Below are 20,327 nucleotides of genomic sequence, written 5' to 3'. Positions count from 1 at the left end.
TCTATTGTTTCGGAAACGGACAGTAAAAAGTAACCGGCACTTTATGTGCGATTAGTCTATATGCTTATTTTCAAATAAATTATTAATTTTGGAACGATTTTTTATGTTCATTGTCAGAGTAAGAAAGATTACCGTCGTAAATTATGGTCAAATTATCATTGTTTTTTTTATTAAGTATGTTATATTTTTATTATGGATGAATATGTAATAAGGTTTCTCAGAAAGGAAGGCTGGTCATGAGTAAATTTTATTCTCTTACACTAACGATGGTATTCATTTCCTTATCCGCTTCTCTGGCCGCGGAACAGGCCGAAGTATCGGCCGATATATTTCTGAGCAATCTGTCACCCGGTAATATCATGATGGTGGCGGGAAAAAAGGCGGACGACAAGATCGGGCTTTCCGTGGCGTCGGGGGATATCAACGGTGATGGCTTCGACGATGCTATAATCGGGGCAACGGAAGTTTCAATCGGCACGAAGTATAAAGCCGGGGAAACGTATGTCATTTTTGGTTCGAACAACATGTCATCAAAGACGATTCTCGATCTCGCGGAAAATCCCTCCGGAGTGTTGACAATCGAGGGAGCGAACGAGGGGGACCTGCTGGGAAGCTGGGTTCAGGCAGCCGACATGAACAACGACGGGTATGATGATCTTATTATTCCGGCGATGCAGGCCGACCCGATTGGTCGCAACAGTGCGGGGAAAGTATATATCATTTTCGGCTCGGCGCAGATTTCTGCATTAAGTAAGATCAATGTGTCCTCTTATAATGGTCCAATGGTTGTCGTTTCGGGAGAAGCGGATGGGGATAACCTGGGATTTCTGGGTTCGAAGGGCGATTTGAATGGCGACGGCTTCGAGGATGCCATCCTCAAAGCCTATCTTGCCGATCCTCTGGGGAGGGTCGATGCCGGTACTACATATGTCGTCTTCGGTTCGAAAGACCTTCCGGATCACAGCGATATTGACCTGGTCGGAACTCCTGACGGGGTATTGAAAGTCTTTGGAATCGGTTCTATCGATAATTACAGCGACAGCGCACCATGGGCTACAGGTTCGGGGGATTTGAACGGCGACGGCTTCGACGAGCTGCTCATCGGTTCCCGTGTGGCAGACCCCGATGGCATGCAGGGGGCCGGGGAAACGTATGTGATCTTTGGCTCGTCAACCATTTCGACAGTGCACGAGATCGACCTCCGTGATCCTGTCACGGGGATGCTGCGGATTCCCGGGGCACATTCCGATGATCAGGCCGGGAATATCGTGATTTCCGGCGATGTCAACCATGACGGGTATGATGATGTTATCATCAGCGCCATCGGCAGCGGGAAACTGTATATAGTTTATGGGGAGCTAAATATTTCCTCGCATGAAAAAATTCCACTCGATCCTTTGGTTACCGCTTTCACAACGGTTTACGGAGAAGGGATCGGCACCAGTTTATGTCCCTCCATAGGTGACATGAATGGAGACAGTATAGATGATATTGTCATGGGCGCCGCGTGGGCCGGAGCCGGAGGAGCATTGTATATTATTTTTGGCAGTACGGATTTACATACGGTTCAGCATATCAGTGTTACGGATTCCCGGCGGGATGTAATAAAAATTTATACCGAAAGTCCAAGCGAGTATGTCGGATTCAGGACAGGATGCGGTGATTTGAATGGCGATGGCTTTGCCGATGCTTTTACGGGCGCACACATGGCATGCCCCTATGGAAGAGAGTATGCGGGCAAGGCATATATTGTCTGGGGAAGAAATAAGTGGGTATCACAGGGTAATAGCGAATCGACGTCCCATTTCGCATTTATGGCAAACACGGGAAACAATGCGCTGGTGTTGATTCCGTCTGACAGAATACCTGTAGTGAACGGAACTCCGATTGGTAACGGCGATGAAATCGGTGTATTCACTCCGGGTGGTTTATGCGCCGGCGCGGGAATCTGGTCCGGTGATAATCTTGCGGTCACTGTCTGGGGTGATGACGGGTATGCCGAAGGTGTCAACGGATTCATGGTCGGGGAACTCTATCGTTTTAAAATCTGGGATGTCTCGGAGAAAAAAGAGTATGTCGTTACTCCGGTATTCGAAAGCGGCCCTGAAACCTACCAGGTCGATGGGATTTCCGTTCTGAAATCCCTCGAAACGACTGTTGCGCAATGCACGATTCAGCTTTCCGATGGGTGGAATCTCGTTTCTTTTCCGGTCATTTTGAACGAGAAAAATGTGAAAAAGATTTTTGAAAATGTCTCGGATAATGTGGTTTGTGTTAAAAACGGAAAAGGGCAGGCGTATCTTCCTTCATATGCCATCGATCAGATCGGTGAATGTGTTATCTCCGACGGTTACCAGGTGTTTATGAAAGAAAGCGGCGAGCTTGTTTTATCCGGATGGGAAGTTTTTACACCGGATGTGGCCTATAATCTCACGAAAAACTGGAACCTTATCAGCTATGTCGGATCGGACGGGCTTAATCCATCGATTGCGTTCAGCTCGCTCAATGACACCAAGATTATCGTTAAAAACGGCTCCGGAAAAGTATTCTGGCCTGAATTCGCCATCGATCAGATCGGCACGATGCACAGCGGGGAAGGATACTGGGTATATGTCCAGAAACCCGCAGTATTCACGTACAGTAACGCCGGAGAAAAGCAGAAGAGCGAATTTCTGGCTCCCGCGTACTTCGTTCCTGTCGAGAATACGGGGAATAACGCGACAATTCTGCTCAGGCACGATACCAATCCGGTCGTAAACGGACAGCCGTTATCCACCGGCGATGAAATCGGGGTGTTTTCTCCCGATGGAATCTGTGTGGGCGTGGGGGTCTGGAATGAGAACAACAATCTTGCGATTACCGTCTGGGGCGATAATGACCAGACAACGGTGAAAGACGGGATCATTCCGGGGGAAACCTGCCAGTTCGTTTTCTGGGATAAGTCTTCCGGGGAAACATATGACGTTTACACTTCTTTCACTTCGGGAAACGGTACATACAATCCGAACGGAATCTCGGTCATAGGCATATTCGCGGCCGGAGAAATAACGGCGGTGGATGAATCCGTGAATCCCAAGCAGTTCTCCCTGTTCCAGAATTACCCGAATCCGTTCAATCCGGTCACGACGATAACCTTTTCTCTCCCCGGAGAGTGCGGAATCTCGCTCAAAGTGTACAATGCCGTGGGCGAAGAAATCGCCGAACTGGCTGATGGTTATTATTCGGCCGGAATCCACTCACTTAAGTGGGACGCCGGTCAATATGCGAGCGGGATATATTTCTGCAGGCTCATCGCGGGGAACAATGTTGACATAAAAAGGATGATGCTCGTGAAATAGCATCGGTGCACGGGCGTGGTCATATATCCCGGATTATTACTATCTTTGACATAAAAATGATATATTGCGTCGGCGAATAAATATTATAATCCTGTGGATTTTTAAAGATGCCCCCTTCCTGTCCTGCGGACATCCTTCCCCCAACTGGGGGCAGGAAAAAAGCACGGTAGAATGGGCGCTTGCCCCCAATGGGGGACACGGAGAGAAGCGGAGAGCCGCGAAGCGAAAGTGGCGCGTCAGCGCCGAAAGGGGGCTTCCCAAACAAAACAGTAATAAATGATGTCACTGTTTAATCACCGGAACAATATAAAATTCAAATCCGCGAAAATCCGCGTTCTATCAATTTCATGATCAGATGGTATGTATCAGGCATCGGTATTCTTTGCCAGCGCCCGTATCATGTCGCCGAAACCAGTCCAGGAAGAATCGGGCCGGATTTTCATCATGGGGTCGATACCGCACACGAACCTGATATTGATATTGATCAGGCAGAAAAGAAGCATCAGCAGTGTGAACGGATTCCTCGACTGTACCTCGCTTGTCATCAGTATCCTGCCGAACATGCCCTCATACTTCTTAAAGAGCCGCGGGACATGGTAGAAATACCGGTCCATTGACTCCACCGACAGGTGAGCTTTCTCTATCAGTTTTGCCAGCGATTGTGTCCTGAAATCGAAGAGATGGGTTGTATTAAGGTACTGAAACAGCTCTTCCTTTCTGCATTCGCTGCCCAGCGGCGCCTGGGGAAGCTCAATGAACACGATCCCGCCCGGTTTCAGGAGTGTTTTGCAGTGCTCCAGTACCCTGAGCGGGTCGGGCATGTGTTCGAGAACGTGCGAAAATATAATAAGATCGAATCGACAGCGATCCGGATGTATTTCAAAGATGTCTTTCGGTTCGAGTTCGATCCGATATTTTTCACGCGCCTTCTTTATTGAAAACTCGCTGTATTCCAGCCCCTTTACCTTCCAGCCGTTTTGTTTGTAGAGCGCGATGAGCGAGCCATCGGAACTGCCGATTTCCATCATTTCTTTCCCGCCGGCCGGGCCGGTATGGCGCCCGATATACTGGTACTGGCTCAATGCCCGCATTTTTGAAAACCATGAACGGAGCGCATAGGAAACGGCGCTTCTCTGCTGTGTCGAATAATATTCCTTCGCGTAATAGTCACGGATAAGCTCCCCGGAAGGCTGGCTGGGAAGAAAATACAGCTCGCATGAAACGCAGAAGTAAACGTCGAACGGTTGCCCGAAGACGGTGTTTTCCATGATCGGCCGCGAAAAAACTGTCTCCCCGCATATCGGGCATCCGGGATGTTCTTTTATTGTTTCCGTACCCATTGTTCAAAGGCGCCTTTTCCGGTGAGCTTGTCTTTTGTTCCAGTATGCATTGTTCATGGTGACGGTGGTGTCATAAATATAACGGGTATATGACCTGACGGTACATTTTTATTGATACAGGCCGTAAAAAAGGTGCATGCAGAACCGGTCATCAAGGGCGACGTGTAATAATATTCTTTTTCGTCGACTGCTTAACTATCAGTTGAAATCACCCCGGAAATTGTGTAAATTTTCTGTCGGGGAATTATTATGAATGATGTATCGATAATTTTTCCGCGAAGTTAATAAAATTAATAATATATTATTTATTAAACAGTAAGTGACACTCAGAACTTCACATTTTCAAATTTATCCATGTGAATCCGCTCAATCCGCGTAAATCCGTGTTCTATTGAATCGTGCGAATAGATACGGTCGATAAACCACAGCTATTCTGCAAGGGGGGTGTGCAGTGAAACGGCGGCTCAAGATTTTTGCCGGTCTTTCGAATCAGGGACTTGCAAAAGAGATCTGTTCCTGTCTCTCCATCGATCTCGGCAAGATGAGCTATAAAAAATTTACGAACGATAATATCAAGGTGCGGATTGAAGAAAGCGTCCGCGAGGACGATGTTTTTGTTATTCAGTCCGGTTACCCCGATACGAACGAAGCGCTCATGGAACTCCTCATCATCATCGATGCGCTGAAGTATGCGTCCGCCTCACGGATTACCGCGGTGATGCCGTACTATCCCTATGTCCGCTCCGATAAAAAGGACGAGCCCCGTATTTCCATAACCGCGCGTCTCGTCGCCGATCTGCTCGAAACCGCCGGCGCCAACCGTATCCTGAGCATGGACCTTCATGCGCCCCAGATCGGCGGATTCGGTCGTATCCCTGTCGACCAGCTTCAGATAAAACACATGATGTGTAATTACATAAGTTCCAAAAAACTCAAAAATTACGTGATAACCGCACCCGATGTGGGATCGGCAAAACGCGCCGAGGGATATGCACGCCGTCTCGATGTGCCCATGGTTATTCTCGATAAGCGGCGGTACAGCGATAATGAAAAAGCCAAGGTGCTCCGTATCATCGGGGAGGTCGATAACAGGGATTGTTTCCTTATCGATGACGAGGTCAGCACCGGAGGCTCGATGATCGAAGCATGCCGGACGCTCAAGGAGAACGGGGCGAATGACATCTATGCCGGCTGCACTCATGGTGTTCTCTGCGACAACGCATGCGAGCGGATCGATGAATCCGATATCAAGGAGTTTGTCACCACGAACACCATTGATCAGACCCGGTTCTGTAATTACAAGAAAATTCATGTGTTGAGTGTTGCCCGGCTGTTCGGCGACGCTATTGCGGCCATACACATGGGCACATCGGTATCGAAGCTCTTTCTGTAGCGGCAGGGGAACCGTTACCCTTTTCCCGAACGCCGCGAACGATACCGTTTCGGCAGCTGTTTTTGGGGATAATCCGGTGTAATTGAATAGTCAGATAAAGATTATATGTATCAGGCAATCAGCTATTCTATATAATTCATACACTTAAATACAAATCCGCCCGATCCGCGTAAATCCGCCTTCTATTAAATGTATACTGTGATCGGGTTAAACGGATGCCCAAATCGAGGTACAATCACATGCACAGAATCCTCATCATCAACGGGCCGAATCTCAATCTCCTCGGAACACGCGAACGCTCGGTATACGGCGATACGACCCTTGAAGCGATCACGAGCGAGGCAGTACGGTTTGGAAGCTCCATCGGATTCGAGGTGGAAGCCTTTCAGTCCAACAGTGAAGGCGCTCTTATCGATGCTGTTCACCATGCTCCCTCACGGTTTGAGGGGGTAGTGATCAACCCGGGCGCGTTCACCCACTACAGCATCGCGGTCCGGGACGCCATCGCGGCTGTTGCCATTCCCTTTGTCGAGGTTCACCTGTCAAACATCCATAACCGTGAGGAATTCCGCCGCATTTCGGTGATTGCTCCCGTGTGCGCCGGACAGATAAGCGGTTTCGGCCCCTTTTCGTACATTCTCGGAATAGAGGCTCTGCGGCGACTGCTTGATAAGTGAAAAATGCCGGAAATAGCCACTTCTGATATAACTTATTGTATTACAAATATTTATTATTATTCCCGCCCTGTCGGTTCCGTTTCGTGAATACGTATGAGAAAAAATATTGAAAAAGCGCTTGAAAAATCGGCATTTTTATTGCGCTCAGCAGTATAATGTGGTATTATACGGCAAAATGACAGTATCTTGTGTAGTAATCATTTACATGCATGATAAAAATTACTGATAATATGGGTATACATTGTCGGGAGTCATCACGCAGTAATGAAATATTACGCCGACAATAAAAAAGCTCACTTTTTTGTCGTCGGGGCGTGAAAAAGATACTTATTCTCCGTCCTCTTCAACGTACTTACAGAGAAAACCGGTAGTGTTTCGGGAGGTGTTTTGGAAAGAGCGCTCATAACCACCGATATCCCCGTTGTACCTCTCTATGCCCACGGCAAGGTTCGTGATGTGTATGATCTGGGTGACGAGCTGCTTATCGTGGCAACCGACCGGATCAGCGCATTTGACTGCATCATGCCCAACGGAATCCCCGGCAAGGGAAAGATACTCACCGAGATGTCTCTTTTCTGGTTCGATTATGTAAGCGATGTGGTTCCCAATCATCTCGTAAGCGCCCGGTTCGGGGATTTTCCCGGTGTTCTCGAACCCTATCGCGACCAGCTCGAGGGACGTTCCATGCTCGTCAGAAAGGCACAGCGTTTCGATGTGGAATGTATCGTCCGGGGATACCTGTCGGGCAGCGGATGGAAGGAGTACCGTGAAACGCAGGCAATCTGCGGTATCAAGCTTCCCTCAGGGCTCAGGGAGTCGGAAAAACTCCCCGAAAATATCTTCACTCCGTCGACCAAGGCCGAATCGGGACATGATATCAATGTGAGCTTCGATGTCATAGCAGGCATGATAGGTCGAAAGCAGGCGGATGAAATCCGCGATCTGACCCTCGGGGTGTATGAAAAAGCACGGGCGTATGCTGCGACGAAAAACATCATAATCGCCGACACGAAATTCGAGTTCGGGAGCGTGGACGGCCGCACGATACTGATCGACGAGATTCTGTCACCTGATTCGTCACGGTTCTGGCCGGCACTTGAATACGAGCCCGGCAGATCGCAGCGGTCGTTCGACAAGCAGTTTGTGAGGGATTATCTGGAAGGTCTCGACTGGGACAAGACTCCGCCTGCTCCGCCGCTTCCCGAAAATATTGTTGAAAAGACTATCGAGAAGTACCGCGAGGTACGGAATCTCCTGTTAAATGACTGAATGCGGATGTATGAAACAGCACCAGGGGGGCATTTGCAATGAAAGTGAAACGAGCGCTTGTCAGCGTATCGGATAAAACAGGTATCGTGGAATTTGCTCAGACGCTGGCCGGTCTCGGCGTGGAGATCATATCGACCGGCGGCACCGCCCGGACACTCCGCGAGGCGGGAGTATCGGTGACGGCTATCGACCAGGTGACGGGGTTTCCCGAAATCCTCGACGGCCGTGTGAAAACGCTTCATCCGAAGGTTCACGGCGCCCTGCTCGCTGTCCGTGACTCCGAGGATCATATTCGCCAGCTCAAAGAGAACGGCATCGGTTTCATCGATCTCGTGGTCGTCAATCTCTACCCGTTTGAAAAAACCGTGGCCCGTGATGATGTCACCATCGATGATGCCATCGAGAATATCGATATAGGCGGGCCGACCATGCTGCGGAGCGCCGCCAAAAACAACCGCTATGTGGGCGCGGTGACCGATCCCCGCGATTACGGGCTCGTGCTCGATGAATTGAAAGCGCAGGGGGAACTGTCGGATAAAACGCGGCAGTATCTTGCGGCAAAGGTGTTCCGTCATACCGCCGATTATGATGCGGCGATCGATCGTTTCCTTTCGGAGCGTTTCCTGGGCGAACATATACTCAGGTTGAAGTACACCGGCGGGACAGCGCTCCGTTACGGTGAAAACTGGCACCAGAAAGCCATGTTTTTCAGGGAGGAGGGATTAACCTGTCCGACCCTTGCCGATGCCGAGCAGGTTTGGGGCAAGCAGCTCTCGTACAATAACTATGTCGACATGACCGGTGCGGTCATGGCGGTCAAGGATTGCGCTCCGGCCCCTGCGGTCTCGGTTATCAAGCATACCAATCCCTGCGGTCTCGCCACGGGGAGAACGGTTGCATCGGCGCTCAGCGCGGCGTGGGACGGCGACCGTATAAGCGCGTTCGGATCGGTCATCGCCTGTACCGTACCGTTCGATGCGGAAGCGGCCGGTTTCCTGAAGGGTAAGATGGTCGAGAGCATCATTGCCCCGGATTTTACCCCCGAGGCGCTCGATGAGCTCCGCAGGAAGAAGAACATCATGCTGGTCAGGCTCGATGTCGCCGGAATCGGAAATCCGGATACACCGGCATTAAGGCAGGTGCTTGGCGGCATGCTCCGGCAGGACCCCGACCGTGAGCTGTGGGAAAAGTGGGAAGTGGTGACAAAAGCCGGTTTCCCCGGTTCATTGCAAGAGCTTGCAAAATTTTCCATGATCGCCTGCAAGAACACGAAATCGAATGCGATTGTCCTGTGCGAGGAATATGAGCCGGGCTTTTATCATGTGCTCGGCATGGGTGCGGGACAGCCGAACCGTGTCGACAGCCTGCGTAAACTCGCCGCTACAAAAGCCCGGGAAAACCTCGAGCACGCGTTCGATGAACAGGCTCCGGGAGGCGACCGCGAACAGTGGATTCAGGCCAGGCTGGCAGCATCGGTGCTGGCTTCAGATGCGTTTTTCCCCTTTGATGACACCGTACGCGAGGCGGCTGCCCTCGGCGTCCGCTATATTATCCAGCCCGGCGGGTCTGTCAGGGATGATGAGGTTATTGCCGCTGCCGATGAGCTCGGCGTGGCTATGGTATTTACCGGAATGAGACATTTCCTCCATTAACATAACATGTTTTCATGGAGTTGTACATATGGGTTTGATGAGCGGTTTCCTGTCGAGCGATATCGGAATCGATCTCGGTACAGCCAACATTCTTATTTGTGTCCGCGGTGAAGGCATCGTTGTCAACGAACCGTCGATTGTTGCTATCGAATCGAAATCACGGCGCGTTCTCGCTGTCGGTCACCAGGCAAAAGAAATGGTCGGACGGACTCCCGGTGAAATCATGACGGTCCGGCCGCTCCGCGAGGGTGTCATTGCGGATTTTGAAGTAACTGAGGAGATGCTTCGCATTCTGCTCAAGCGTGTTATTAAAAACCGGTTTCTCGTCAGGCCGAGAATTGTGATCGGTGTACCGTCCGGCATTACGGAAGTCGAGAAACGGGCGGTGCGGCTCTCGGCGGAACGGGTGAACGCCCGTGAGGTTTATCTCGTGTCGGAACCCATGGCCGGCGCTATCGGCGTTGGTATCAACGTTCATGAGCCCGTCGGCTCGATGGTCATCGATATCGGCGGCGGAACATCGGAAATCGCGGTCATTGCGCTTTCCGGTATCGTCAACGGCGCCACATCGATTCGTATCGGCGGTGACAAGCACGACGATGCAATCGTTCAGTATCTCAAAAAGAATTATAATCTTCTCATAGGCGAGCGGACAGCCGAGGAAATTAAAAAAGAGATCGGAAGCGCCTGCGAGCTTGAAGAAGAACTTGAAACCCAGATCAGGGGACGTGATCTCGTGGCGGCCATCCCCAGAACCATAACCATTAGCTCGGTCGAAATCCGTGAAGCGCTTGCCGAGCCGCTCAATGCCATTACCGATGCCGTCATGCTCTCCCTCGAACGCACACCGCCCGAGGTTGCAGCGGACATTCTGGACAGGGGCATTATCCTTACCGGCGGTGGTGCGCTTCTCCGCGGTATGGACCGCCGGATCCGCAATGAAACCAATCTGCCCGTCCACGTTGCCGAGGACCCGCTGACCTGTGTTGTTCGCGGAACCGGGAAGATTCTCGAAAATATCTCCGCCTACAGAAAGGTTCTTTTTTAACGGATGAGAAGGGCTATCCAGTTCATCACAGAGCACAGGCGGGTAGTCAGCCTGTTCGTGACTGTTCTGTTGTCCTTTTCCATGATGATCCTGGAGGACAGTTCAAAAGCACGCTTCGCTCGGTCGGTTACAACCGCCGTTTTCAATACCGGCCGTTTTACCTTCTCATGGGGCATTTACATGCTTGACCTGTGGCGTGAGAACAAACGCCTCAGGCTCCAGAACCTGATACTTTCAGACCAGATCAGTTACAGTAATACCGCCATCCGTGAAAACGAGCGCCTCAGGCAGCTCCTTGGTCTCCGCCAGCATCTCTCCTTCGGGGATTCCGTCGTCGCAGCGACCGTCGTTGGCCGTGACGTCGACCGCGTGGTCAATACCATCATCATCGATGCCGGTACAGCCGATGGTGTCCGTAAGAACATGGCGGTTATCACGGCGGAAGGTCTTGTCGGGAAAGTCTTCGAAAGCTACCGCTCCTCATCGAGTGTCCAGATTGTCGTTGACGTTAATTCAAAAGTCTCGGCCGTTGTGGAAAACAGCGATGCATATGGCATTATAAGCTGGCGCGGCGGTCCCAGCCTTGTCATGTATGGTCTCCTGCGCCAGAAAACTCCCGAAGTGGGGGCAAAGGTCTATACGACAGGGTTCGGCGGTATATTCCCTGCGGGTCTGCTTATCGGGACAGTCGCGGAAGAATCGATCAGTGAAGTCGAGCTGTATGCCAGCGTTCTTGTCAAACCCGCCGTTGATTTCTCGCATCTCCAGGAAGTATTCGTTCTCAGGGGGTCCGAGCGCACCGATGTGTGGGAAGGAGCCGGCGGTTCGGAACAATTCACAAGGCCGGAAACACAATGATGCCAGTTGTTGGGTAGAGTTTATTTTCCGTATTCCGTTTATATCCGGCAGAGAACGCGAGATAACAGCGTGTCTCATGGTGCCATGGTAATCGGTGATAAGTATACAGGTATCGGGACGGAATGAATTCAGATGTTTTTCCGGTACTGCACTCTCTCATGTAAGCCGGTATTGGCATGAATGTTATTAAAAACATACTTATTATAGCCCTTGCGCTTCTTGTCCAGTCGACCGTAATCGGCCGTTTCACCATATTTGGCGTACGGCCTGATCTGGCTATGCTCGTCCTGCTCTATCTGGCAAGTACTTCCGAATCGTTTGAAATCACCCTCTATGGTTTTTTAATCGGATTTCTGCAGGATGTTTATTCTCCCGAATACCTGGGGTATAACTCTCTGGTCATGTCCCTGGTCGGTTTCGCACTGGGATTTATCAGGGAGCGGATTACGGTCGAGAGGGGAGCGGTCCGCCTGTTTATGACATTGCTTGCCTGTCTTGCACATGATTTACTCTATCTCACCTTTTACTCGCACCTTGATCTTTCGATGATGTTAAGTCTGTTTCTCAGGTGGAGTATTGCGGGAGCGCTCTTTACCTCGGTGCTGTCAGTGGTGTTGATGACCGTCTGGGAGTGGATTGAAGAAGGAGGATTGCTCTTTGTTTTCAAACAACTCATGGGATACCGAAGATAGGCCAGTAGGAAGAAAGCCGTGGGCGCTGCTTTTTATCTCGGGCATTTTCATGGCTGTTCTGATTCTTCGTCTGTTCCAGCTCCAGGTCGTTCAGTGGAGATTATATGTTGAGGTATCGAACGATAAACGGCTAAAACGCCAGGTCATCGAAGCCGGACGGGGATATATCTACGACAGAAACGGCATTGTTCTGGCTGAAAACCGTATGAGCTATTCTATAACGATCGACCCCATCGAGCGTGAAAAATTCGACCGGACCATTCCCCGGCTTGCATCTTTTCTTGGTGAAGATGTTCAGAAGCTTACCGGGACGGTCAATACAATTACTTCCAAATACCGGAATCCTCAAAAACTTGTACGAGACGCCGATTTTCGTCTGGCGTCGGTCATCGAGGAACATAACCGTGAGCTTGCCGGTGTGGAATGCGTGTTTGACCAGCGGCGCAATTATCCCCTCGGAGAGCTGGCCTGCCATGTGCTCGGATACATGGGAGAGCTGACGCCCGAGGAGCATCAGAAACTCCGTGACACAGGTTATTACTTCGGGCAGGCTATCGGCCGGTACGGTGTCGAAAAGTATTATGAGGGCACCCTCAAGGGAAAAAACGGTTTCAAGTTCGAGGAACGTAACTACCTGAACCGGACGCTTGGCATTTCAAACGAATATAAGCCCGATCCCCCGGTTCCGGGCGAAAATGTGAACCTGACCCTCGATGTCCGCCTCCAGGTCGCGGCTGAAGAAGCGTTCGGGGATTCCATCCTCGGCTCGCTTGTGGCGCTGGACCCGAGGAACGGGGAAATACTCGTCATGTGCTCGTCGCCGTCCTTCGATCCCAACGAGTTTGCAAGCGTGATGTCGGAAACGCGATCGAGGGAGCTCTGGAACAATCCCGACAAGCCGATGTTCAACCGCGCCATCCAGGCAACATACCCGCCGGGATCGACCTTCAAGATGCTCACCGCGATTTCCGGCCTCGAGAGCGGCCTCAGCGAGCGTACGACTTTTTCGCCGTGCAACGGTGTGTATTATTTCGGCAGACCCTACCATTGTTATCAGGGACGAAAACACGGTACCCTTGACATGATCGGAGCTATCACCCAGTCGTGCAACATATATTTCTACCAGCTCGGACGGAAAGTCGGGATCGAGCGGTGGGAGACAACCGGCAAGCTGCTCGGTATGGGGCAGGTCACGGGGATCGACCTGGGTGGTGAGGTAACCGGGATTCTGCCCGGGCTTGACTATTATGAACGCACGGGGGTGGATTATTCCCCGGGAATGATGCTGAACCTTGCCATAGGCCAGGGCGAAGTCGTGGTAACCGTGCTCCAGTTGGCCCGTTATGCGGGGATAATTGCGTCAAAGGGTTTAAAGACAACACCTCATCTCAACAGGTCGCAGTACGAAAAAGCCGCGCAGATCATTGAGATTTCTCCCCATTCCTTCGATGTGGTCAGGGAGGGAATGCGGGGAGTGGTGAACAGCGAATCCGGAACGGCAAAATCGGTGCGTATTCCGGGGCATGTGATAGCGGGAAAAACCGGGACTGCCCAGAATCCTCATGGAGCAGATCATAAAGTGTTTCTTGCATTTGCACCCTTTGACGATCCGACCATAGCCATAGCCTGCGTTGCCGAAAATACAGGGAACTATACCGGCTCGATGGCCATAAGGATTGTCAAACGGGTTCTTGAAGAGTACTTCATCTATTATCCGGATCGGACGGCGGTGGAAAATGTTAAAGCTGATTGACAGGAACGTAGACTACGGTATCATTTTCGCCGTTCTGGTTCTCCTCATCGCCGGTATCGTCATGATCCACAGCGCGAGCACCGGACAGAACACCGATGTATACAATATCTGGCAGAAGCAGGTCGTATGGGCTGTACTGTCGGTCGCTGTCATGCTCGCCGTCGTGATGATACCGTTGAAAGTACTGTATGTGTTTTCGTACCTGATGTACGGCCTGTTTCTGATGCTTCTCATCTTAACCGAGATTCACGGCTCGGTGGGAGGAGGCTCCGAACGCTGGCTGAATATCGGTCCTGTCCGGTTTCAGCCTTCCGAATTCATGAAAATCGCCACCATCCTCGCGCTGGCACGGTATCTTTCCATTAAAAAGAACAGGCCGACCACCTATAAAAAAGTCATTATTCCCATTATCATCGTGTTCATTCCGATGGGGCTCATTTCAAAACAGCCGGACCTTGGCACCTCGCTCGTTTTCTTTGCCATTATTTTTCCCATGCTCTACTGGGCGGGACTCGATACGGTGCGGTTGTTCTTTCTCGTCGCTCCCATTCTTTCGGCGATCTTCAGCGCGCCGTTTATCCCTTTTTTCAACTGGGTAACCTGGGTGATATTCATGTTTCTGCTTCTCTGGGTTCTGTACCAGGCCCGGTATACGCTCTACAGCATGGGATTCAACATATTCATCAACATTGTCGCCGGAATCGCAACCCCGTATATCTTCGGTAAGATCAAACCCTACCAGCAGAAACGTATCACGACCTTATTCAATCCTGATGCCGATCCTCTGGATTCGGGATACCAGTTGATCAATTCAAAGATAGCCATCGGGTCGGGAGGTTTGTTCGGAAAAGGAATCGGCCAGGGGAAATATACGGGACTGGGATTTCTGCCTCATTCGCATACCGATTTCATATTCAGCGTTGTTGGCGAGGAAGTCGGTTTCATAGGAGCGGTTGTTATTCTCGGCATCGTTTTTTATATTGTATACAGGGGCATAATGCTTGCCTCCTCGGTCAAGAACCCGTTTATATCCATTGCCGCTATCGGCATATCGACCGTGTTCATGTTCCATATGTTTGTAAATGTGGGGATGGCGATAGGAATCATGCCGGTTACCGGTCTTCCCCTGCTTTTTCTCTCTTATGGGGGATCATCCTGTCTTAACAGCGCTCTTATGGTGGGGCTGCTCCTCAATTTTTCAGTCAATCGTCACGAATATTGAAAGGATTTATATGCACCCGACAATTATATCCCTCGGTCCGCTGGCAATTCGCGGTTACGGACTCATGCTCGCAATCGGTTTTCTGACAGGGATAATTGTTGCTGCGCGGAGAGCACAAAAATTGGGAGAGAACCCCGATAACATCTATAATCTTGCTGTCTGGATCGTTATATCTTCGCTTATCGGCGCCCGCCTTTATTACGTTTTCTCACATTTCGATGAGTTCCGCGCAGAGAGTGGTGTCTCGTTTTTTACGGGCTTGTTTATCGTGATGAAAAATATCTTCTGGCCCATCGGACCGGACGGTCAGGTCGGGATCAGCGGGCTGGTGCTCTATGGCGGTCTTATTTGCGCCACCGCAGCGACCGCCTTCTACCTTAAAAAACATGACCTGAGCATAATGAAATACATGGATATCCTGGCTCCCTCGCTCGGGCTCGGTGAGTTTTTCACGAGGATCGGATGTTTTCTCAATGGATGCTGCTTCGGCCATCCGACAGACTCTGTCTTTGGTATGATATTCCCCGGGAACTCCGCCGCTGGCTATTTCTATCCCGGAACTCCTATTCATCCTGCCCAGCTCTACAATTCCTTTGCGGGGCTGGCCATTTTCGTCCTTCTCATCACGTTCGAGCGGTACAGGAAATTTTACGGGTTTACGGCGCTGCTGTACTTTGTATTGTATGCGACCGGCCGGTTTATCATTGATTATTTCCGGTACTACGAATCATCCATGACTTTTCTGGGATTATCGCACAGCCAGATTCTGAGTCTCGGTGTTTTCGTGGTTTCCGCAATTCTGCTGGTGTATTTTTCTGTCAGGTTCAGAAATCGTACCATCATATAAATCAAAACAGGGAGTATCGTTCAGTGTCGGTCATTACACTCGATTCCGTTGTTGTAGGTGATATTCTGACAGATGATATTGTTGTCAACAAGGTTACCCTGTTTTCTGCGGGAACGGTTGTCACACGACAGATACTCGACATTCTGAAAACCCTGAAAGTCCCGACGCTGTCCGTGGAAAGCAGAACCATCGCCGGGTATGACACGCTTGAAGCGACATTCGGAAATATAGACGAACGCTTCAGTTATGTTCAGGACGATCCGTTCATGATGACTATCAAAACGTGGATAAAAGACATTCTGAAAGAAAGCACACCCGACCGTGGATAGACCGTTTATCACACGGGAAACGCTGAAAGATACCATCGCTTCCCACCCGGGCTTTGCCAGCGTCCCGAAGCTCGCCGTTCCGATCATCACGATGGCCAATGATGACAGAACATCGCTCACCGATCTTGCGAAGCTTATCGAGATGGACCCCGAATTTTCGGCGCGGATTCTTGAAATTGCCAATTCGAGCGCTTACGGATTCCGGCGGAAAATCACCTCGATTTCCCACGCCGTTGTCCTTCTCGGCTGGAACGCCATAAAGATGCTCGCGCTCGGTTCCACGATTCTTTCGCAGATGAGCACACGGAACCACCGGCTGTTCAGCCACTGCACGCAGACTGCGCAGATTGCCCGGTTTCTCGCTCAGGAGGCGAATTTCTACAAGATTGAGGAAATCGCCGTTGTCGGCCTCCTTCATGACATCGGCGCCTTTATTCTCGAGATGTACTTCCCCAACGAATACCTTAAAGCCCGCCAGTATGCCATCGACCACAGTGTACCCATCTTCGTCGGGGAGCGGGAGCTTTTCGATATCGACCACGCCGATGTGGGCGGCTGGACACTCGAGGAATGGAAGCTTCCCGAAAACATTTCAGACTCGGTGGCTAAACACCACCGGTTCGATCCGGCCCATTATCATGCCCGTAAGACCGCGGTCATCCATGTCGCGGATGTACTCGCGCTGGCGGTCAACTATTCGGGACCGCCATGGGAGAAAATACACGGAATGTCGGAAAAGGCGCTCGATATACTCGGTTTTACGAATACCGAACTGCGTGACATGGTGCTTACCATCATGAACATGAAATTAAAACCGCTCATCATATGAAATCATGGTTTTTCCTGTCACGGTGCTGGTCCAATGAAAAAAACATCGGACGATCTCAGGAATAAGCGGGTGACCGTCATGGGACTCGGGAGTTTCGGCGGCGGTATCGGTGCTGCCCGATATCTGGCGCTCCGGGGCGCCCGTGTCACGGTTACCGATCTGAAGACCGCTGAAAATCTTGGCGATTCGGTTAAAGCTCTCGACGATCTCGGAGTGCGGTTTGTGCTCGGCAGGCACGAGATGAACGACTTCACCGGCGCCGACATCGTCGTGGCAAGCCCCGCCGTCCGGAGAGATTCCGCATATGTTACCGCCGCCCGGAATGCGGGAGCCATCCTCACAACGGAGCTGAATCTTTTCGTGGAACAGTGTCCCGCACCGGTATGCGGCGTCACCGGCTCGAACGGTAAAACCACCACCGTATCCATGATACAGTCGATTCTCGAACAGTGTGAGGAACGGTTCTGGATTGGCGGCAATATCGGCGGCTCCCTTCTGTCCGACATAGAACGCATCGAACCCGGAGACCGTGTCGTTCTCGAGATATCGTCTTTTCAACTCGAATGGCTCGACGAGATGTCATGGAGTCCCCATATTGCCGCAGTGCTCAATGTCATGCCCAACCACCTCGACCGTCACGCCACCTTCGATGACTATCGCGCGGCAAAGGCGGTCATCCTCGATCACCAGACACCTGACGACTGCGCCATTCTCGTAAGCGACGACCCCGGCTCGGCTTCGCTCCGCGGCCATGTGAAAGGAAAGCTCATCAGGATTGGCACGGCGCTTGAAGGGGACGGTGTGACCCTGCTCGACGGTTGGATTGTGGTTCGCACAGGCGTGCAGGACCGCCGTATCCTCGACACATCGAAGCTTCTCGTTCCCGGCAGGCACAACATCCTCAACGCGATGGCCGCAACGTCATGCGCGCTCGAGCTGGGCGTTGACGACGCCTCGATAGTACGGGGTCTGACCGCTTTCCGGGGAGTGCCCCACCGGATCGAGTTTATCGGGGAACGTTCGGGGGTGCTGTTCTACAACGATTCCAAAGCGACCACTCCCGAAGCGGCGGCAGCGGCGATAACATCCTTCGACCGTCCGGTCATTCCCATTCTCGGCGGTTATGACAAGGGAGTTTCGTTCGGGGAAATGGCGCGCCGTGTGTCGGGGCATGTCCTCCGGGCAGCGCTCATCGGAGTCACAGCCCCGATGATTGCGCGGGCGCTCGAAGACGCCGGTGTGGAATCTGACATATATCCGACCCTCGGGGACGCATTCGATGCCTGCGTCGTGCGGGCGGGCGCCGGGGATATCGTCGTGCTGACACCGGGGTGTGCATCGTACGACATGTTCAACAACTACGTCGAGCGGGGCGATGCTTTCAGGGAGCTTGTGAGACATTATATTGACGGAATTTCATAGTGACAGAAGCAGATAGGTGGCAAACTGCCAAAAACTGAATTCGGGCACAACCTGGTGAGTTTTTGTATCCCGTGCAGCAGGCGGCATGTCAGAAGGCAAGATGCCGGAAAAGTTTCAGTAGAATGTACATTCACCCCGGTGCAGACATCGGGGGTTTTTTATCGAAATTAGTCCTTCTGTGCCGCTTTATTCTTCTTCGAACAGGAGATTGACGTTTTTCATTCCATCGATATGGGATAGCTCCACGATAAAACTGTCCCGTTCATTCTGGTTTTTTAACTTGATATAGAATGAGAGATCGAAATGATCGTCGTATTCGGAGAATTTCATATTGATGAGATGATGTTTGGCGCAGAATTTTTCGAATATCTTGAGATACGGTGCATCATTGTCGGCTTGTGCGGGTATGGAAAACTGAAGCAGATAGTTCCTTTTCATGTGCGTGTATGATTGTACATGGGCAATTCCGAGCATTACCATACCGATAGTGACCGTGCCGACAAGAGATATCATCAGCAAACCGATGCCCGAAGCCATTCCGATAGCAAGACTGAAGAAAATGAACACGATATCCTGAACGTCCTTCACCGCTGTCCGGAAGCGGATTATCGACATGGCGCCCACCAGGCCGAATGCGCGGGCAAGATTGTTCCCGATAACAATGATGACCACGGCTGTGATCATGGTCAGGGTAATCAATGAATTTACAAACGTTTTCGCGTTATTCGACGGTTTCGAGGTCCAGCGGTAAAAACGGGAAATAAGAAAACCGCATATCAGCGCTATGAGGAGATTCCTGATAAACTGGCCCGGATTAAGCGAAAATTGAATAAGGTTGTTCAAGTCCTGGATTCCGTTCATGGATACATAATTCCTTTGTTTCGAATTAGCCGGTATAAACGAACTTTGAAATTAAATATGAGGCAGAGCATTTAGGTATCTGATGGGTGTCCAGGCTTATTGTATACTTCGAAACGGATGTCTTCTTCAGATCGAAACGTTCAAGTATCTCTCCGATCCATCCGGGCACATCTCCGGAAAAGTCATGAAATTTCACTTCAAGAACACAAAAACCCCGCTTGGAATAGAGAATTCTGTCTTCTTTGAATAAATCCTTAATATCCGGATAAGCTGTGCTCCTGATGTTTTTATCGAATGTAATCCGCAGCGATTTGTTGAATCTGCAGAAATAGGCTTCGCGCTCATAATGGATATTGATGACCGGGAACAGGGAATGTCTGCCGATCTGGTAAAAGAACAGCCTGGCGTCTTCGTATGCACGTGATGTTCCGTCACCGTTTTTTATGAATCTCCCGATATCCCTGCTGTTGAACAGGGCTTCCATATTCCTGAACAGGAACGACGCCCTGTTTTTAGTCACGGATTTGTTTTTTTTATGCTTTATTTCGAGGAAAATGAGCGAATCCCCGGACTGGTTGTTATATCCCCGGACACGGATTTTTTTACGATGTTGAATGTCTGCAAGCTTTTCGTAATAGCAATTGAGGGAGAGGGTATCGAAGTATATACTGTGAACACTGTATTCACCGGTTTCACTCGGCATATATTCATCCATCTCGATAAAAGGTAAGAATGCGCGGCGAAGTTCCGGTAGTTTTTCAACCGGAACGAGGTATTTATATTCAAGACGGCCCATT

At 50.8% G+C, this 20,327-nt stretch carries 17 protein-coding genes; 14 read left to right on the top strand and 3 right to left on the bottom strand.

Going from position 1 to position 20,327, the window contains the following annotated elements; genetic code table 11:
• Positions 1–236 precede the first annotated feature (236 nt).
• Positions 237–3,338: a T9SS type A sorting domain-containing protein gene (locus tag LLG96_11645; protein ID MCE5250863.1), complete on the top strand. Its 3,102-nt coding sequence runs from the start codon at positions 237–239 to the stop codon at positions 3,336–3,338.
• Positions 3,339–3,703: 365 nt separating this feature from the next.
• On the opposite strand, the gene LLG96_11640 is transcribed toward LLG96_11645, so the two are convergent.
• Complete coding sequence (locus LLG96_11640) at positions 3,704–4,678, bottom strand: class I SAM-dependent methyltransferase (protein MCE5250862.1); 975 nt, start codon at positions 4,676–4,678, stop codon at positions 3,704–3,706.
• A 451-nt stretch (positions 4,679–5,129) separates the two neighbouring features.
• Here LLG96_11640 and LLG96_11635 point away from each other — a divergent pair, with 451 nt between their 5' ends.
• The 13 genes from LLG96_11635 (at position 5,130) to murD (ending at position 18,669) form a co-directional block, all read left to right on the top strand.
• Entirely contained in the window at positions 5,130–6,071 is a 942-nt protein-coding gene (locus LLG96_11635; protein MCE5250861.1) for a ribose-phosphate pyrophosphokinase, read from the top strand.
• 239 nt (positions 6,072–6,310) lie between these two features.
• On the top strand, positions 6,311–6,748 hold the full coding sequence (gene aroQ, locus LLG96_11630; GenBank protein MCE5250860.1) for a type II 3-dehydroquinate dehydratase: 438 nt from the start codon (positions 6,311–6,313) through the stop codon (positions 6,746–6,748).
• 387 nt (positions 6,749–7,135) lie between these two features.
• A complete protein-coding gene (locus LLG96_11625; GenBank protein MCE5250859.1) occupies positions 7,136–8,017 on the top strand; it encodes a phosphoribosylaminoimidazolesuccinocarboxamide synthase in 882 nt (293 codons plus the stop codon).
• Positions 8,018–8,055: 38 nt separating this feature from the next.
• On the top strand, positions 8,056–9,669 hold the full coding sequence (gene purH, locus LLG96_11620; protein MCE5250858.1) for a bifunctional phosphoribosylaminoimidazolecarboxamide formyltransferase/IMP cyclohydrolase: 1,614 nt from the start codon (positions 8,056–8,058) through the stop codon (positions 9,667–9,669).
• Between the two features lie 37 nt (positions 9,670–9,706).
• Entirely contained in the window at positions 9,707–10,717 is a 1,011-nt protein-coding gene (locus tag LLG96_11615; protein ID MCE5250857.1) for a rod shape-determining protein, read from the top strand.
• A gap of 3 nt (positions 10,718–10,720) precedes the next feature.
• The gene (gene mreC / locus LLG96_11610) at positions 10,721–11,575 is read left to right on the top strand and encodes a rod shape-determining protein MreC (GenBank protein MCE5250856.1); all 855 of its coding nucleotides are present in this window, start codon (positions 10,721–10,723) and stop codon (positions 11,573–11,575) included.
• A gap of 176 nt (positions 11,576–11,751) precedes the next feature.
• Positions 11,752–12,267: a rod shape-determining protein MreD gene (gene mreD / locus LLG96_11605; protein ID MCE5250855.1), complete on the top strand. Its 516-nt coding sequence runs from the start codon at positions 11,752–11,754 to the stop codon at positions 12,265–12,267.
• Positions 12,233–14,020 carry a penicillin-binding protein 2 gene (gene mrdA / locus LLG96_11600; protein MCE5250854.1) on the top strand — a complete coding sequence of 596 codons (1,788 nt, stop codon included), beginning with the start codon at positions 12,233–12,235 and terminating at the stop codon, positions 14,018–14,020. The genes mreD and mrdA overlap by 35 nt, the downstream gene beginning before the upstream one ends.
• Positions 14,004–15,242 (top strand): rod shape-determining protein RodA, encoded by a 1,239-nt coding sequence (gene rodA, locus LLG96_11595; protein MCE5250853.1) that lies wholly within the window; start codon positions 14,004–14,006, stop codon positions 15,240–15,242. Before mrdA ends, rodA begins: the two co-directional genes overlap by 17 nt.
• Positions 15,163–16,089 (top strand): prolipoprotein diacylglyceryl transferase, encoded by a 927-nt coding sequence (gene lgt / locus LLG96_11590; GenBank protein ID MCE5250852.1) that lies wholly within the window; start codon positions 15,163–15,165, stop codon positions 16,087–16,089. Before rodA ends, lgt begins: the two co-directional genes overlap by 80 nt.
• Positions 16,090–16,112: 23 nt before the next feature.
• A complete protein-coding gene (locus LLG96_11585) occupies positions 16,113–16,418 on the top strand; it encodes a hypothetical protein (protein ID MCE5250851.1) in 306 nt (101 codons plus the stop codon).
• Entirely contained in the window at positions 16,411–17,247 is an 837-nt protein-coding gene (locus LLG96_11580) for an HDOD domain-containing protein (protein ID MCE5250850.1), read from the top strand. Before LLG96_11585 ends, LLG96_11580 begins: the two co-directional genes overlap by 8 nt.
• A 33-nt stretch (positions 17,248–17,280) precedes the next feature.
• Positions 17,281–18,669, top strand: coding sequence for a UDP-N-acetylmuramoyl-L-alanine--D-glutamate ligase (gene murD, locus LLG96_11575; GenBank protein MCE5250849.1), 1,389 nt, complete (start codon positions 17,281–17,283; stop codon positions 18,667–18,669).
• Between the two features lie 186 nt (positions 18,670–18,855).
• Here murD and LLG96_11570 read toward each other — a convergent pair whose 3' ends face one another.
• Positions 18,856–19,530 carry a DUF4956 domain-containing protein gene (locus LLG96_11570; GenBank protein ID MCE5250848.1) on the bottom strand — a complete coding sequence of 225 codons (675 nt, stop codon included), beginning with the start codon at positions 19,528–19,530 and terminating at the stop codon, positions 18,856–18,858.
• Positions 19,531–19,555: 25 nt separating this feature from the next.
• The gene (locus tag LLG96_11565; protein MCE5250847.1) at positions 19,556–20,326 is read right to left on the bottom strand and encodes a polyphosphate polymerase domain-containing protein; all 771 of its coding nucleotides are present in this window, start codon (positions 20,324–20,326) and stop codon (positions 19,556–19,558) included.
• Position 20,327: the final 1 nt, after the last annotated feature.

The sequence above is a fragment of the bacterium genome (assembly GCA_021372535.1).
GTDB lineage: Bacteria > Latescibacterota > Latescibacteria > Latescibacterales > Latescibacteraceae > JAFGMP01.
This window is presented reverse-complemented; position numbering and strand designations above follow the sequence as displayed.

Coding starts and splice junctions, on each gene's coding strand:
- LLG96_11645 (MCE5250863.1), top strand. CDS start 237: ATGAGTAAATTTTATTCTCTTACACTAACGATGGTATTCATTTCCTTA.
- LLG96_11640 (MCE5250862.1), bottom strand. CDS start 4,678: ATGGGTACGGAAACAATAAAAGAACATCCCGGATGCCCGATATGCGGG.
- aroQ (MCE5250860.1), top strand. CDS start 6,311: ATGCACAGAATCCTCATCATCAACGGGCCGAATCTCAATCTCCTCGGA.
- purH (MCE5250858.1), top strand. CDS start 8,056: ATGAAAGTGAAACGAGCGCTTGTCAGCGTATCGGATAAAACAGGTATC.
- LLG96_11615 (MCE5250857.1), top strand. CDS start 9,707: ATGAGCGGTTTCCTGTCGAGCGATATCGGAATCGATCTCGGTACAGCC.
- mreC (MCE5250856.1), top strand. CDS start 10,721: ATGAGAAGGGCTATCCAGTTCATCACAGAGCACAGGCGGGTAGTCAGC.
- mreD (MCE5250855.1), top strand. CDS start 11,752: ATGAATGTTATTAAAAACATACTTATTATAGCCCTTGCGCTTCTTGTC.
- rodA (MCE5250853.1), top strand. CDS start 14,004: ATGTTAAAGCTGATTGACAGGAACGTAGACTACGGTATCATTTTCGCC.
- lgt (MCE5250852.1), top strand. CDS start 15,163: ATGGGGGATCATCCTGTCTTAACAGCGCTCTTATGGTGGGGCTGCTCC.
- murD (MCE5250849.1), top strand. CDS start 17,281: ATGAAAAAAACATCGGACGATCTCAGGAATAAGCGGGTGACCGTCATG.
- LLG96_11570 (MCE5250848.1), bottom strand. CDS start 19,530: ATGAACGGAATCCAGGACTTGAACAACCTTATTCAATTTTCGCTTAAT.
- LLG96_11565 (MCE5250847.1), bottom strand. CDS start 20,326: ATGGGCCGTCTTGAATATAAATACCTCGTTCCGGTTGAAAAACTACCG.